At 62.9% G+C, this 14,189-nt stretch carries 15 protein-coding genes; 9 read left to right on the forward strand and 6 right to left on the reverse strand.

What is annotated here, in order from left to right; translation table 11 throughout:
• Positions 1-110: 110 nt before the first annotated feature.
• Positions 111-1,685 carry an MDR family MFS transporter gene (locus tag YUO_RS0120170; RefSeq protein ID WP_028348903.1) on the reverse strand — a complete coding sequence of 525 codons (1,575 nt, stop codon included), beginning with the start codon at positions 1,683-1,685 and terminating at the stop codon, positions 111-113.
• A gap of 161 nt (positions 1,686-1,846) precedes the next feature.
• Positions 1,847-2,362, reverse strand: a complete 516-nt coding sequence (locus YUO_RS0120175) for a YcgN family cysteine cluster protein (RefSeq protein ID WP_028348904.1) — start codon at positions 2,360-2,362, stop codon at positions 1,847-1,849.
• Between the two features lie 275 nt (positions 2,363-2,637).
• On the opposite strand from YUO_RS0120175, the gene YUO_RS0120180 reads away from it, so the two are divergent.
• The 4 genes from YUO_RS0120180 (at position 2,638) to YUO_RS0120195 (ending at position 7,268) form a co-directional block, all read left to right on the forward strand.
• The gene (locus YUO_RS0120180) at positions 2,638-4,923 is read left to right on the forward strand and encodes a transglycosylase domain-containing protein (RefSeq protein WP_028348905.1); all 2,286 of its coding nucleotides are present in this window, start codon (positions 2,638-2,640) and stop codon (positions 4,921-4,923) included.
• Between the two features lie 152 nt (positions 4,924-5,075).
• Positions 5,076-5,654: a DUF1214 domain-containing protein gene (locus YUO_RS0120185; protein WP_028348906.1), complete on the forward strand. Its 579-nt coding sequence runs from the start codon at positions 5,076-5,078 to the stop codon at positions 5,652-5,654.
• Positions 5,651-6,271, forward strand: coding sequence for a DUF1254 domain-containing protein (locus YUO_RS0120190; protein WP_028348907.1), 621 nt, complete (start codon positions 5,651-5,653; stop codon positions 6,269-6,271). Before YUO_RS0120185 ends, YUO_RS0120190 begins: the two co-directional genes overlap by 4 nt.
• A 394-nt stretch (positions 6,272-6,665) precedes the next feature.
• Positions 6,666-7,268 (forward strand): DUF4337 domain-containing protein, encoded by a 603-nt coding sequence (locus YUO_RS0120195; RefSeq protein WP_051379532.1) that lies wholly within the window; start codon positions 6,666-6,668, stop codon positions 7,266-7,268.
• Between the two features lie 140 nt (positions 7,269-7,408).
• On the opposite strand, the gene YUO_RS0120200 is transcribed toward YUO_RS0120195, so the two are convergent.
• The gene (locus tag YUO_RS0120200) at positions 7,409-8,266 is read right to left on the reverse strand and encodes an MBL fold metallo-hydrolase (protein WP_028348909.1); all 858 of its coding nucleotides are present in this window, start codon (positions 8,264-8,266) and stop codon (positions 7,409-7,411) included.
• Positions 8,267-8,359: 93 nt separating this feature from the next.
• Here YUO_RS0120200 and YUO_RS0120205 point away from each other — a divergent pair, with 93 nt between their 5' ends.
• Both YUO_RS0120205 and YUO_RS0120210 read left to right on the forward strand, forming a co-directional pair.
• Entirely contained in the window at positions 8,360-9,220 is an 861-nt protein-coding gene (locus tag YUO_RS0120205; RefSeq protein WP_028348910.1) for a LysR family transcriptional regulator, read from the forward strand.
• 265 nt (positions 9,221-9,485) lie between these two features.
• Positions 9,486-10,334, forward strand: a complete 849-nt coding sequence (locus YUO_RS0120210) for a class I SAM-dependent methyltransferase (protein WP_028348911.1) — start codon at positions 9,486-9,488, stop codon at positions 10,332-10,334.
• Between the two features lie 158 nt (positions 10,335-10,492).
• Here YUO_RS0120210 and YUO_RS0120215 read toward each other — a convergent pair whose 3' ends face one another.
• Entirely contained in the window at positions 10,493-10,813 is a 321-nt protein-coding gene (locus YUO_RS0120215; protein WP_235782766.1) for a DUF6678 family protein, read from the reverse strand.
• Positions 10,814-11,060: 247 nt separating this feature from the next.
• On the opposite strand from YUO_RS0120215, the gene YUO_RS47205 reads away from it, so the two are divergent.
• The gene (locus tag YUO_RS47205; RefSeq protein ID WP_198028057.1) at positions 11,061-11,501 is read left to right on the forward strand and encodes a hypothetical protein; all 441 of its coding nucleotides are present in this window, start codon (positions 11,061-11,063) and stop codon (positions 11,499-11,501) included.
• Positions 11,446-11,835 carry an aspartate racemase/maleate isomerase family protein gene (locus tag YUO_RS47210; protein ID WP_235782773.1) on the forward strand — a complete coding sequence of 130 codons (390 nt, stop codon included), beginning with the start codon at positions 11,446-11,448 and terminating at the stop codon, positions 11,833-11,835. Before YUO_RS47205 ends, YUO_RS47210 begins: the two co-directional genes overlap by 56 nt.
• A gap of 131 nt (positions 11,836-11,966) precedes the next feature.
• Here YUO_RS47210 and YUO_RS0120225 read toward each other — a convergent pair whose 3' ends face one another.
• Complete coding sequence (locus YUO_RS0120225; protein ID WP_235782767.1) at positions 11,967-12,683, reverse strand: hypothetical protein; 717 nt, start codon at positions 12,681-12,683, stop codon at positions 11,967-11,969.
• A gap of 73 nt (positions 12,684-12,756) precedes the next feature.
• The gene (locus YUO_RS47810) at positions 12,757-12,957 is read right to left on the reverse strand and encodes a hypothetical protein (RefSeq protein ID WP_028348914.1); all 201 of its coding nucleotides are present in this window, start codon (positions 12,955-12,957) and stop codon (positions 12,757-12,759) included.
• Positions 12,958-13,198: 241 nt separating this feature from the next.
• Here YUO_RS47810 and YUO_RS0120235 point away from each other — a divergent pair, with 241 nt between their 5' ends.
• Positions 13,199-14,176 carry a DUF2336 domain-containing protein gene (locus YUO_RS0120235; protein ID WP_028348915.1) on the forward strand — a complete coding sequence of 326 codons (978 nt, stop codon included), beginning with the start codon at positions 13,199-13,201 and terminating at the stop codon, positions 14,174-14,176.
• The last annotated feature ends 13 nt before the right edge of the window (positions 14,177-14,189 follow it).

A 14,189-nucleotide genomic window follows, 5' to 3' on the forward strand; every position in this document is an offset into this window, starting at 1 on the left:
ATCATCAAAACCGGGCTGGTCAGCCCCAAGAACCGCGAGCTCCACGGATCCTAGCCACAAATCGCGAAAACAACCCCATGCAAAGTAGAAGAGGCCGGAGACGGCAACTCCTACTCCGCCAACTCCGCCGGCGTCGACGGACCGGCCAGCGGCCGCTCTTCCATCGCGATGATGGAGAGCGCAGCAGTGGCAAGCAGCACCGCGGCGGCGCCGAACACATAGCGGAACGCCGTGATCATGTCGGCGACGGGGATCGCATTCGCCGGTCCCCGGTGTTCGCCGAGCGAGATGCCGGCGCCGAGCGCCATCAAGAGGATCGCGCTGAAGGCAGCGACCGTGAACGACGACATCAGCGCGCGGAAGAAGTTCATCGCCCCGGTGACGGTGCCGATCTGCGGGCGCGCCACTGCGTTCTGCAGCGAGACCACGCTGACCGGGAACGTCGTGCCGAGCCCGAGCGCGAACAGCGACAGGACGATCAGCAAAGCCCACAGCGGCAGCGTCGTCACGGTCAGCACCATACCGAAGATCGCCGCAGCCGAAGTGCCCACGATGGCCACGCGCTTGTAATGCTTGGCGCGCGCCATGGTCCGTCCGGCGATCGCGGCCCCACAGGTTGAGATCGCGGCGAGCGGAATCAGCGCAAGCCCCGCTTCGCTCGCGGTCAGATGATAGACGACCTCGTAATACAGCGGCAGATGCACGGTCAGCCCGGTGATGGCGCCCAGCGCGCAAGCGCCCGCCACCATGGCGTAGGGTACCACTGTCCCGCCGAGGAGCGGCAGCGGCAGGAACGGCTCTTCGGCATTGCGCGCGTGCCAGACAAAGGCGAGCGCCAGCGCCATAGAGGCGCCGATCATCGCCATGATCGCGGGCGACAGCCAGGCATAACGGTTGCCACCCCAGGTGAGCACCAGCATGACCACGACGGCAGACGCCATCAGCAGCACGCCGCCGAGCCAGTCGACCTTGCGGCGGCGGTGGAACACCGGGATCTTGCCCATCTTCGGCAGCAGCAGAAACATCGCGCCGACCGCAAGCGGCACGTTGATCCAGAAAATCATCGACCAGTGCAGATGCTCGGCGAACACGCCGCCGAGCACAGGGCCCATCAGCCCAGCCGCCATCCAGACGCCGCTGAAATAGGCCTGATACTTGCCGCGCTCGCGTGGGCTAACCACGTCGGAGATCACGGTCTGCACGACCGGCATGATGCCGCCGCCGCCAAGCCCCTGCAGGCCGCGCGCAACGATCAATACCGGCATGTTGGGCGCCACCGCGCAAAGAATCGAGCCGACCGTGAACAGGGCAAGCGAAACCGTGATCATGACGCGGCGGCCGTAAATGTCGCTCAGCGTGCCGAATACGGGTGCGACCGCGGTCGAGGCCAGGAGATAGGCCGTGATGACCCAGGATAGATTGCTGACGTCGTTGAACTGGCGGCCGATGGTCGGCAGCGCCGTCGCCACGATGGTCTGGTCGAGCGCTGCCAGGAACATCGTCAGCAGCAGGCTCATCAGGATGGTGCGGACCTCGTCCGGGGTCAGCGGCGCGGGCGGCGCAATCGGCGGCGCATCGCTGACCTCAATGACCTCTGTCGTGATGCGCGAGAGCTCGTCGCCGATATCGTCGGGCAATGTCGTCTGGTCGGCAGGTTCACGGCCCTGCCGCTGGTGCTGGTTCATGTCGGACGTAATATTGTTCTGCGCGACCAAAGCCGCCGAGATGGATTCGCCATATAGCCAGCACCTTAGAGGGCAAATTCCTCTCGGGGCAGCGCCTCGCGCGCATGGGTGCATCCCGCGAGAATATCGTCGCGTTTCCGTGATCGATCAGGGCGGGAGATTCAGGCTTTGGGCCGCTTCTTGAGCCGCGCCCGCTTCGGCAACAAGGCCGGCCATTGCACGATGTGGTCCTCGAGGTCTTCGTCGGGGATCTCATCCTCGGTGCCCTGGACCCGCCCGCGCACCGAAACGCCGGCTTCATGCACGGTATTGGGATCGCCCGAGATCAGCGGATGCCACCAATAGAGATCGCGTCCCTCAGCGACCAGCTTGTAGCCGCAGCTCGGCGGTAGCCAGCTCAGGGTGCGGACGTTCTCGGGCGTCAGGCGGACACAATCCGGAACCTTGTCGGAACGGTTCTGGTAATCCTTGCAGGTGCACAGGCCGGAATCGAGGAGCTTGCAGGAAACATGGGTAAAGTAGATTTTCCCGGTATCCTCGTCTTCGAGCTTTTCCAGGCAGCAGCGCGCGCAACCATCGCACAGGCTTTCCCATTCGGCGCTGGACATCTCCTCCAACGTCTTGGTTTTCCAGAAGAAACCCTCCTGGCCGGAAGGCGATTTGCGCGGCGCGGTCATGCAATCAATCGTTTTCTCGGGTCGGTCGGCTGCGGCTCTTCTAGGAGGTCCGGCAACGGGGGCGCAAGCGGGTCTCACTACGGAGCCAAAAGCCAACGGCAGCGTTAGGCCTGACCGTCAAAATGGTGAGCGAGAGCATTGGTTTATAGCCCCCGCTCGGATAGAACAATGGCGAGTCCTCGAGGCCGTAAAAGCGCCTTGGGTTTGCCGCAACATCCAAGCAAGACGTCTCGACCGGCCCCGCCGGACGCGACCAGAACAGATCAAGGGTCCCGGTGCGCCAGATCCTACCTCCAGAGTTGAAGCAGAAGATCCGGAACTTCCTTCTGGATCTGGATGCGCGTATCGACTCGACGCTGTTCTCGTCGGGCAAGGGCCTGCGCGAGCTGTACGAGCGCTACTCCACCTTCATGGACCGCTTCTATGTCGGCCGCTGGAAGCGCTGGGTGTTCATCGAGCCGTTTTCGGAAGCCGCCACCATCGGCCTTGGCGGGCTGATCGTGATGCTGGCGCTGGCAATCCCTGCGTTTCGCGAAACCGCCGATGACGACTGGCTGAAGAAATCCGATCTCGCGGTGCAGTTCCTCGACCGCTACGGCAACCCGATCGGCAACCGCGGCATCAAACATAACGACTCGATCCCTCTGGAAGATTTTCCGGACAATCTGATCAAGGCGACGCTGGCGACCGAAGACCGCCGCTTCTACGACCATTTCGGCATCGACTTCCCCGGTACCGCGCGCGCGCTCGTGACCAACGCGCAGGCCGGCGGCGTGCGCCAGGGCGGTTCTTCGATCACGCAGCAATTGGCGAAGAACCTGTTCCTCAGCAATGAGCGCACCATCGAGCGCAAGGTGAAGGAAGCTTTCCTTGCGATTTGGCTCGAGACGCGGCTGACCAAGAACGAAATCCTGAAACTATATCTGGACCGCGCCTATATGGGCGGCGGCACCTTCGGCGTCGACGGCGCGGCGCATTTCTACTTCAACAAGTCGGCGCGCGACGTCACTCTGGCGGAATCGGCGATGCTGGCCGGGCTGTTCAAGGCGCCGACCAAATACGCCCCGCACATCAACCTCCCCGCCGCCCGCGCCCGCGCCAACATCGTGCTCGACAACCTCGTCGATGCCGGCTTCATGACCGAAGGCCAGGTGTTCGGCGCCCGGCGCAACCCGGCCTTCGCCGTCGATCGCCGCGACGAGAATTCGCCGAACTACTATCTCGACTACGCCTTTGAGGAAATGCGCAGGCTGGTTGATACCTTCCCGAAATCCTACACCGAGCGCGTCTTCGTGGTCCGGACCGCGATCGACATGAACGTGCAGCGCGCCGCCGAGGAAACGGTCGAAAATCAGCTCCGCCAGTTCGGCCGCGACTACCACGCGACGCAGGCATCCGTCGTGGTTGCCGACCTCGACGGCGGCGTCCGAGCCATGGTGGGCGGACGCGACTATGGCGCGAGCCAATTCAACCGCGCGACCGACGCCTATCGACAGCCGGGCTCATCATTCAAGCCCTATGTCTATGCCACGGCGCTCATGAACGGCTACAAGCCGACCTCGATCGTGGTCGACGGCCCGGTCTGCATCGGAAACTGGTGCCCGCAGAACTATGGCCACAACTATTCCGGCTCCGTGACGCTGACCCAGGCGATCACCCGCTCGATCAACGTCGTGCCGGTGAAGCTGTCGATTGCGCTCGGCGGCAAGGTGGCGAACCCGGCCAAGGCCGGGCGCGCCAAGATTACCGAGGTGGCACGCCGGTTCGGCCTGACCGCCCCCCTGCCCGACACGCCGTCGATGCCGATCGGCTCCGATGAAGTCACCGTGCTCGAACACGCGGTTGCCTACGCGACCTTCCCGAACAAGGGCAAGGCGGTGAAACCTCACGCGGTGCTGGAAGTGCGCACCGGCGCCGGCGACCTGGTCTGGCGCTTCGACCGCGACGGCAAGAAGCCGGTGCAAGCCATTCCCGCCTCCGTGGCTGCCGACATGTCGGAAATGATGAGCCATGTCGTCAGCGAAGGCACCGCCCGCCGCGCCGCGATCGACGGCATCCCGACCGCGGGCAAGACCGGCACCACCAACGCCTACCGCGACGCCTGGTTCGTCGGTTTCACCGGCAACTTCACCTGTGCGGTCTGGTACGGCAACGACGACTACTCGCCCACCAACCGCATGACCGGCGGTTCGCTTCCCGCGCAAACCTGGCACGACATCATGGTGGTCGCGCATCAGGGCGTCGAGGTGAAGGAGATCCCAGGCTACGGCATGGGCACGAAGCAGCCCCAGCCCGCCCAATCCGCCAGTGCCGCGGCCAACGGCGCGGCACGGGCGCCGGAGACCAAGCCGGGGCCGCCGCCGGTATTGACCAAGCGCGGCGCGGATATTCTGGTGCGCGTCGAGAAACTGCTCGACGAGGCCGGGAGGGCCGCGGGCAAGACCTCGTCCAACGACCAGAAGCAGCCCTCCAAGCCGATCACGTCAGGCGCGCTGGCGTTTCCCGAGAATTATGTCGCAGCCGCTGGCGAGCGGGCCGCGCCGGCGGAGCGGAAGAATTAAAAGGCATGATCCGGCAGAATCTTAACCGGCGTTCCTCGGAACAGATGCGAAGCGTCCGCCCCGACATGTTCGAAACAAGAGCAGCGCTTCAGGTTTCGGATGAAGCCGGTTCAAGCGGAATCTGATGCCGTGAGAGTTCGGAGCAGTGGCCTGTGCGGCTGATCTTCATCACCTTGCTGGCATTGGCGCTTGCCACGGCCGTCGGTCTCGGCTCGACCTACCTGACGGCGACGCGCGGCACCGATCTCGGCACGCTCACGATCGGCGCCTGGACCGCACGGCCCAAGGCCGGCAGTTCCGAAATCGATCCCTATTCGCGTGCCTCGATTGCCCGTAGCGGCGAATTGCCTGTTGGCACCGGCGACGGCATCGCCTTCACGGCCACTACCGACGACAAGAATAAGCCGCTCGACGGGCGCTGCGACGTCATCGTCAGCGGTGTGACGCCGGCGGCCCGGTTCTGGACGCTGACGCTGTTCGACCGCAAGGGCCATCTGGTCGCCAATTCGCTGCAACGCTACGGCTTCACCAGCCAGGAAATCGTCCGCGGCTCCGACGGCGGGTTCGAGATCAGGGTGGCGGCGCGTTCGCGGGCCGGCAACTGGCTGCCGACCGGCGGCATCGAGCGCTACGCGCTGATGCTGCGGCTTTACGATACGCCGGTCGGTGTTGCGACGCGCACGCAGCGCGACGCGCCGATGCCCGCCATTACCACGGTGAACTGCCCATGATCCGGCTGGCATTCACCATCATCGCAGGCGTGCTGCTGGGCGGCGTGGTGCATCTCGTCAGCGTGCTCGCGCTGCCGCGCATCGCGACGCAAGACGCCTATTCGCGGCTGACACCGATGACCAAAGAGAACGCCGTCACGGCGCTGCCGCTCGCCGAACCGAACAACGCGCCGATGCCATTCATGGACCCTGCCTTTGCGGTCGCGATCTGCCGCTACGACCTCTCCGGGGGACCGCTCAAGCTGACAGTGCCGGTCAGTCAGGCCTATACGTCGGTGTCGTTCTATACCCGCAACGAGGTCGCCTACTACGCCATCAACGACCGCTCGGCCGGCCGCAAGGTGATCGAGCTCGATCTGATGACGGAGGAGCAACACAGCGAATTGCCAGAGGATGAGGAAGTCACCGCCGCCGACCGGCTGATCATCGACTCTCCCACCACGACAGGCCTGATCGTGCTCAAGGCCTTGGCGCCGGAGCCCGGCCTGATGCCGCAGGCGCAAGCCGCGCTCGCGGCGTCGCGTTGCGCCGTAGAGACCGAGCCGACGCCGGCCAGGCAGCCCGAGCCCGCACCGCCCGTGCCAGCCCCTGCGCCCGCGCCAAAATCCAAGCGCTGAATGACGACTTGGTCGGGGCCGACACTTACCTAGGACGTGTACTCATAAATCCGAGATGTCCGCTTTGGCGGGGTAATGCGTACACGCTGCCACGACTAGGGAATCCCGGACCGTTTGTATTGGCCTTGTGGCTGGCCTGTTTCGACCTCATATTGGTCGACTTCTCTCCCGTGACCTCTCTCCGTAAAGGCGCGCCGTTCCTGTGACGCTTGAACTGAAGCATCCCAACGTTTGCGTAAACCTTGATCGCTGCGTGGGAATTGCCGGTCCGTTCGTATGACCGATCGCGCCTGCCGCATTCTGCGGAACAAATCAACGTGCTCGTGCGTCGCGATGCTGACATAACGCCGTTGTTTATCGTGCCTGCCCTTTAGGAGCGAGGAGGAGCCGATCGATGAAAGCCGAAGACGCCGCGGACATGATGGATCAGGAGAAGGAGAACGACCGCTTCAAGCAGCGCGCGGCGGTCGGCATCGCCATTCTGGCGATGCTGCTGGCCATCACCGGGCTTGGCGGCGCCAACGCCGGCAAGGAGGCGACCAACAACAACATCTATGCCGCGAACCACTATGCCTTCTACCAGGCCAAGAACATCCGCCAGACCGACTACAACCTCGCGGCCGACGCGATCGAACTGGCGTTCCTGCAGGACGGAAGCCTCAACGCCGAGGCCAGGACGGCCCTGAAGGCAAAAGCGGAGGCCTATCGCAAGACGGCGGCACGCTACGAGTCCGAGCCCGAGACGCAGGAGGGCAAGAAGGAATTGATGGCGCGGGCCAAGGACTACGAGAGCAGGCGCGACCATGCGCTGAAGCAGGATCCCTACTTCGACTATGCCGAAGCTCTTCTGCAGATCGCCATCGTGCTGATCTCGGTCTCGATCGTCGCGACGCTGCCCTGGCTTGCGATCGTCGGCGGCATCGTCGGTGCCGCGGGTGGCCTGCTTATGGTCAACGGCTACACACTGGCGGTCGAGATACCGTTTCTGGCAGCATAGAGGTCCCCACGCGGATGGTGGTGCAAGTGCTGTTTGGCAAGGACGAGGGGAGCGACGACAATGTGACACAGGCAGCGCATTCCTCGGTGTTGGCTTTTAGCCAACATATTGGTCGCGTAGCCAATGTCCGCTTCTGACTCTCAGCAGGAGGCCGACTTCGTGATTTGTCCCTGGTGCTGCCCGCAACGGCAGCGCTCGTAGTCCACGGGATCATGGCTGTTGAAGATCGTCACGGCATTGCCGTGCTTTGCCTTGAGCGTCCGCAACCGCTCCTGGTTTTGGATGCGCGTGGCACGATCCATGTCGGCGCGGCGCTGAAACATGCCGAGCACCAGCGGCATTCGCGGCGAAGCCTGCATCTGGCCATGGAAAAAATAGGCATCGCCCGCGTGCAGCAGCCATTTGTCCCCGCTCCGCACGGCGATGCCGCAATGACCGAGCGTATGGCCCGGCAGCGGGATCATCAGGATATCGGGTTCGCGGTCGCCGAGCGCGCGCACGCCCTTGAAGCCGAACCAATCCTCGCCACCCTCCCCGTAGAACGCCCAATCCGGACCGTGCTTCCACTGATCGGTGATGTAGCGGCCCTTCGGCGCGGACGCCGTCCGCGCCACCGCCATGTCGTATTCGCGGCGATGGACATGCACCTTTGCGTTCGGGAAATCCGGAATGCCGCCGGCATGATCGCGGTCGAGATGCGTCAGCAGCAGATGCCGCACGTCGTCGCGCGAAAAGCCGAGCGTCTCGATCTGCCGTACGGCGGTCTCGGCCGGATCGAGCCGTGGCGTCGTCTGCCGAACCCATTTGGGACCGAGCCGCGGCGGGTTCGCGATATCGTCCAATCCGATGCCGGTATCGACCAGCGCCAGCCCGTCATGGGTCTCGACCAGCAAGCAATGACAGACCATCCGCGCCCGCTGGAAAATGCTGCCGGTGCCGTTCACCAGGCGCCGGCCGATCGGGCACATGGTGCCGGTGTTGAGATGATGGACGCGCATTGACGATGCCTCCTTGGGGTGAGGCACCTTGCTTGCCATCTGGTCTCTCATAGGTAAAATATTGATATCCGATAGCATCAATAGGACCGACCTATGGATATCCGCGAGCTCCGCTACTTCGCCGCCGTGTTCAGGGAGCGCAACCTGACGGCAGCCGCCAAGCGCTGCTTCATCTCGCAGCCCTCGATCTCGGCGGCCATCACCAATCTGGAAGCCGAGCTCGGCACGGCGCTATTCATCCGGCACAAGAAGGGCGTGGCGCCGACGGAAGCCGCCGAACAATTCCACGCCGTTGCCCGCCGCATCATCGACGAGGCAGACGCCGCGAAAAACCTGTTCCGAAAACCTGCGACGCGGAACGCGCTGACGCTCGGCCTGATGCGCACGCTCGACCGCCCGCGAACCATTGCGCTATTGAAGCCGCTGACCGGGACTTCCGACATCGCGCTCCGGCTCGTCGGCGTCGATGATGCCGCCGATGCGCGGATCATCTCCAAAAATCTGCTGCGCGCTGATGAGCATTTCGTTCCGCTCTGGGTCGAGCGCTACGTCGCGGCCCTGCCGCCGTCGCATCCGCTGACGCTGAAGGAGCGGCTACGCACCTCCGATCTCGCCGGCGCCGCCATGGTCGATCGCTGCCATTGCGAGCAGAGCGAATTCTTCAGTCGCGCAGCATCGCCGTCGCGCGTGCCCGCGGCGATTGCCGAATCGGAAGACTGGGCGATGGCGCTGGTGGCGGCCGGCGTCGGCATTGCCATCGTTCCCGAAGGCGTGGCGCGCGCCAATTCCGATGTCGCCGTGCGCGAGATCGATGTCGACGTGAAGCGCGAGGTCGGGCTCGCCTACAGCGCGGCGCGGCCGCCGTCGAAGGTGCTGCAGAATTTTATCGCGAAACTGCAGAGCCAGCGGCCTAAAACGGGCCGCGTCAAATCGGCGGGCAAGACCGAGCGCTAGGCGTGCACTCATGAAACGAGACTCTGCTTTTGAGGCAAAAGCAGACATGCGCTGGTCACTCCGGAATTTCGCGTTTTGACCCATTGGCGACCTTGACCAGTGATGAGGGGGAAATAGCGTGGGGATTGCGCACGTCGATAACTGTGGTGCGCCGAAGTGGTGAACGCTTCTCGGAACATCCGACATGAGCTAGAACCGGAGTTCCGCACGCATCGCTCCAGCGTTATTCCAGTTTCGTCGAGGCGGCAGCTCTTGAGGGCTGTAGATGGCCGACAACACATTGAAGTCGGAACTTCGCAATACGTGGGAGTCGGCAGCACCCGGCTGGGCGAGGTGGGAGCATGTGTTCGCCGCCAGCCTATCCGATGCCCCTGATGCGCTGATCGATATGGCCGGTATCCGGCCTGGAATGCGCGTACTTGACATAGCCTGCGGCGCCGGTAGCCAGAGCATCCAAGCGGCGATGCGTGTGGGTGGCAGCGGTAGAGTGGTAGCAAGTGACATATCGGGCACCATGCTGGAACATGTGCGCCGAAACGCCACTCGCGCCGGTCTTACGAATATCGAAACGCTTGAATGTGCAGCGGACGAATTGGATGAGAAGCAGGCGCCGTTCGATGCGGCGATTTGCCGATTGGGATTGATGCTTTTCCCGTCACCGCATGAAGCTTTGGAAGCTGTCCAATGTGTACTGAAGCCAGGCGCGCGGTTCGCGGCGCTGGTCTTTACGACGCCAGCCAACAATCCCTTTATGGCGTCGCCGATGGCGATCCTTCTGCGCCATGCTGGCAAGTCCCCTCCCGTGCCCGGACAACCCGGAATATTCGCGTTAGGAGGCGAAGGCGTCTTGGAACGTCTGATGAAGGACAGTGGTCTTGGAGATGTGAAAACGAAAGCCGTTCGAGCACGGCTCGTCCTGCCGAGCGCGGCCGACGCTCTGCAGCTGATGCGGGAGGCCGCCGGGGCATACCGCGCGGTGGTGGCGGATCTTAGCGACGCGGCGAAATCTACCGCTTGGAACGAGGTTTACGAATCCCTGAAGCAGCTCGAAACCAGCGGCGGCTTCGAGACCGAGTTCGAACTCATTATCGGGTCGGGTACCCGACCAAGCTAGTTTTCGTCCCTTGAAGACTGCTCTTGGCCCTGAGCGAGTTGTTGCACGGCCACAAGACCTCGGTCGCTAACAGGGCATAGCGGAAATTGTCGGACAACCGAGTATTGCAGAGGGCGACGCTCGTGCCCCATTGCAGACGTTCCGGTGAGGCCTCCATCTTACAAGTAATCGAGGCTCTGTCCCGGCAGCGCGTAGCCGTACACCCTAAAGGCTTCGACCGTTTCCTCTCCGGGTAGATGAATTTTCTTCAGGGCGCGTCGGACTTGTTCTCGATGAGATTGGCTTTCAACGAATATATCGACGTAACGAATGTCGTCATATCCGCCGGCTCGGAAGTGATAAAACCACTCGGCGTCCTCGTCCGAATAGTAGCCGGCAATCGTCATGCATCGATACCTTGGTGCAGGCTCAATGGCATACATTGCCAAGCGCAATTCTTCCCATTTTGTATTGTTCATCACGCCAAGGTTTTGAGCCACTTCGTTTACCCCGTCAGGCCGCCGCTGTTGGCGGTCCTTTTCATATTGGATGAGGCCCGCGATGTCATCTATTGGCCCATCGCGTCATATTTTGCACCGCCAAAGGACGTTGGTCGCTTACAAGGCAATGCGGAAATCGACAGCCCACCATCTATCGCAGTGGGCGATGCTCGTGACCCAAAACCGACATAGTGCATCGACCAACATGCCAATCTTAGCTCTCTTCCAAACGACTGGGGGAAATGTCATGTGGCAACCGGACGGGTGGGGTCAAACGAGGATCGGTATCCTTACGCCGCACGCCGACATAGTCCCAGAAATCGAATTCAGCGCGCTGGCTCCTAACGGAGTTTCAATTCATGCCGCGCACATCCCCTTTGGTGGTTACAAGCCGGGCGGCGTGATGGACCCTACCATTGCGAGCGATCCCGTGCGCGCCATTGCCGATCCACCTTCGGTGGATGATGCCGCCGAAATGCTTGCGATGGCACCATTGCACGCGATTGTCTTTGGCATCGCCAGCAGCAGTTTTGTTCGCGGCGTTGCCGATGACGCGGCGCTGAAGTCCCGTTTAGAGGCTCGCACACGGGGGCATACCGGTCGTAGTCCCCTGTGCGGCGGCTTCTACCGCGCTGACTGCGCTCGGCGCGAAACGGATCGCGCTAGTAAGTCCACCGTGGTTCTCTGATAAAATGGATCGGCAGGGTGCCCGTTATTTTCAGGACAGCGGGTTTGAGGTTGTTTCCAGCGGACGGGCCGGGTTGCCATCAGATCAGCAAGCTATTCAGCCAGAACAGCTCTACGATTGGGTCAGTTCTCACGTGCCCGCGAGCGCCGAAGCCGTTTTCGTCGGCGGCAACGGCTTTCGCGCCATTGGAGTGATCAAGGCGCTTGAGGATAGTCTTAATCGACCAGTTCTGACTGCGAACCAAGTCGCGTTTTGGAGCGCTTTGCGCCACTCCGGTACGCGAGCATCAGTTACCAACTACGGTCGAGTATTTGAATTTGATCTACCGCATTGAAGACGAGTGCGTGGAGGTGACTTCCGTTTATGGCCCCAAAGCAGACTCGCCCAGTGTCCGCTTCTGAGCGCGTAATCCGGACATCGCCAAGTAAATGGCTCCTTTCAGACTTATGAGTAAGGCCGCCTAGTTTAGCCCTTCACCGTCACCGCGCGTCCGATCACGGGCTGGGCCGCAACTGGCGGATTGGCGGTTTGCGCCGCGAGCTCGCCGATCAGGCGGTCGGCGTCGGCTGCGATACCGTCCGGCGCGTGGATCACCAGCCGCTCCAGCGCCCAGCGATACGACGAGATGCGCCGCTCCAGGCATTGCTGGACCCATTGCACGATCAGCGTGTTCTCTTCCATGCGCGCGATCGCATCCGCCTGTTCGCGCGGCGACAATTCCGACACCATCTTCAGGCTGGCGCTGCGCTTGCGGTCGAGTTCGATGACGCGGATGGCGGAGGCAAAGAACGGCTCGAACCTCGTGATGTCGTTGCGAACGTCCTCGATCAACTGCTGATAACGCGAGGTGTGCGAGCGGTGCGGCTCGTCGATCAGCGCGCGTCCGTAGGTGGTGCGATCGAACACCACCTTCTGCCGCCATGGCGAAGGCAATGGCTGGTAATCGCCGAACACGCTCTTCCAGGCGGGCCGCGAATGCGGCGGTTCGATCAAGGGATAGGCGAGATCGCGAAGCTGGCGTTCGTTTTCGGTGAGTTGGAAGTGTGAAGGCTTGAGGCCGACGCTGGCCGTGGCCTCGGCCCCTAGCCAGCGGTGCATGTCGTCGTTACGCATATCGGCGCGGGTGCGGCCGAAATCGCCGCCGCTGCAACCGCCGAGCGCTGCGCTTACAACAAGCAGCATGAAGGCCGGGAGTGACCGAAGCCCGCTGGTCCGGATCGGGAGGCACTTTTCCGGCATTGCAAACGTCCGTCGTTCAGGGGCGCCGCCGGCGACGGCGACCGGGCGCCGTCCCCTCTTCCGGCCCGCGCCCATCACCGGTTCCGCCGGCTTCGCGTTCGATACGGACAACAGGAAGAATCAGCACGGTACCCAAGCCATCGCGTGGAGCGCCATCCATGGTTGAGCCCGGCCGCCGCGAAGCCGCATCCGCCGGAAATTCAATGATGGTGCCCATATTCCGTTCTCTCTGGTTGCCGCCGACACCACTTGGCCGGCGACACGCCATCATTCAGAACAGAACGTGGTTAACGGCATCTTAATTTGAGGGACCGGTACAGTTACGGGTTCGGCGGCTCCACTCCGTTCGAAAAGCTCGCATTTTATCGAATTCCTTCACGGGCTGTTTTCCTTAACCAACCATTAAAGCGCGCTGCGTAGCCTGACGCGAGGGATTACCGAAGTCGCGTACACCTGACATGACTGCAGCTCCATTGTTTCCGGGATTCGACGGGCTGATGACGCTCTCGCGCCGCGAGGGCGTCGATATCCGCCCGACCTTGCTGCGCGTCCTGACCGACCTTTATGTCCAGGCCAGCGCCCATTCCGCCGACGAGGAGCGGCAGTTCGTCGAACTGACGTCCCGCCTGATCGACCAGGTCGACGACGCCACCCGCGCGGCGGTGCGGGCGCGGCTCGCGATCTATCCGGCGACACCGGCCGAGATCGTGCACAGGCTCGGCCTGCGGCGTCCGCACCCCGACCAGCCCCTGCCGCTCGCGGCCGCAATCACCGCTCCCCCAACCGACGCGCCGACGGTGAAGGCGCCGACCGAGGCGCAGTTGCGGATGGCGTCCAATCTGGCAATGCGGCCCAACGATGCTGCCGAAATCAGCGATATGTTCTTCATGGCCGGTCCCAGCGAGCGCGCGCTGATCCTGCACAATCTCGCCGACACGCCGCTGAAGGCCTCGGCGCGAATTCCCGCAGCCCGCGCCGCGCGAGCGCTTCATATCCTGGAAATGGCCGCGTTCGCCGAGGACGCCGAGAACTTCGCACTCGAACTCGGCGACGCGCTGATCCTGCCATCGCGGATCGCAACGCAAGTCGTCAATGATCCCGGCTGTGAGCCGCTGGCATGCGCAGCGAAGGCGCTCGACATGCCGAGTGCAGTCTTCCAGCGCGTGCTGCTGTTCCTCAATCCGGAATTCGGCTCATCCGTGCACAACGTCTATCGCTTGTCGCGACTTTACGACCGTTTGAGCGAGCGATCCGCGCTCGTCATGCTGGCCGCATGGCGCGGCTCGACCATGGCAGTCAGCCGCGCCAAATATCGCGCCGCGCTTTACGACGAAGAACGTCACCGCGCGCGTGCGGCGGGTTCGCAAATACGTCCCGTGGTGCAGCCTGGAACCGCGCCGGCCACACGCACCGGCACCGACGGCTCGAAGCGCTAGGCCTTCGCCGCTT

Origin of the sequence: Bradyrhizobium murdochi (assembly GCF_000472965.1) — a bacterium.
In the GTDB taxonomy this organism is placed as follows: domain Bacteria; phylum Pseudomonadota; class Alphaproteobacteria; order Rhizobiales; family Xanthobacteraceae; genus Bradyrhizobium; species Bradyrhizobium murdochi.

What these genes read in the sequence shown, in the direction of transcription:
- YUO_RS0120170 (WP_028348903.1), bottom strand. Translation starts at nt 1,685, where the DNA reads ATGAACCAGCACCAGCGGCAGGGCCGTGAACCTGCCGACCAGACGACA.
- YUO_RS0120175 (WP_028348904.1), bottom strand. Translation starts at nt 2,362, where the DNA reads ATGACCGCGCCGCGCAAATCGCCTTCCGGCCAGGAGGGTTTCTTCTGG.
- YUO_RS0120190 (WP_028348907.1), top strand. Translation starts at nt 5,651, where the DNA reads ATGATCCGGCTGGCATTCACCATCATCGCAGGCGTGCTGCTGGGCGGC.
- YUO_RS0120195 (WP_051379532.1), top strand. Translation starts at nt 6,666, where the DNA reads ATGAAAGCCGAAGACGCCGCGGACATGATGGATCAGGAGAAGGAGAAC.
- YUO_RS0120200 (WP_028348909.1), bottom strand. Translation starts at nt 8,266, where the DNA reads ATGCGCGTCCATCATCTCAACACCGGCACCATGTGCCCGATCGGCCGG.
- YUO_RS0120205 (WP_028348910.1), top strand. Translation starts at nt 8,360, where the DNA reads ATGGATATCCGCGAGCTCCGCTACTTCGCCGCCGTGTTCAGGGAGCGC.
- YUO_RS0120210 (WP_028348911.1), top strand. Translation starts at nt 9,486, where the DNA reads ATGGCCGACAACACATTGAAGTCGGAACTTCGCAATACGTGGGAGTCG.
- YUO_RS47205 (WP_198028057.1), top strand. Translation starts at nt 11,061, where the DNA reads ATGTGGCAACCGGACGGGTGGGGTCAAACGAGGATCGGTATCCTTACG.
- YUO_RS0120225 (WP_235782767.1), bottom strand. Translation starts at nt 12,683, where the DNA reads ATGCTGCTTGTTGTAAGCGCAGCGCTCGGCGGTTGCAGCGGCGGCGAT.
- YUO_RS47810 (WP_028348914.1), bottom strand. Translation starts at nt 12,957, where the DNA reads ATGGGCACCATCATTGAATTTCCGGCGGATGCGGCTTCGCGGCGGCCG.
- YUO_RS0120235 (WP_028348915.1), top strand. Translation starts at nt 13,199, where the DNA reads ATGACTGCAGCTCCATTGTTTCCGGGATTCGACGGGCTGATGACGCTC.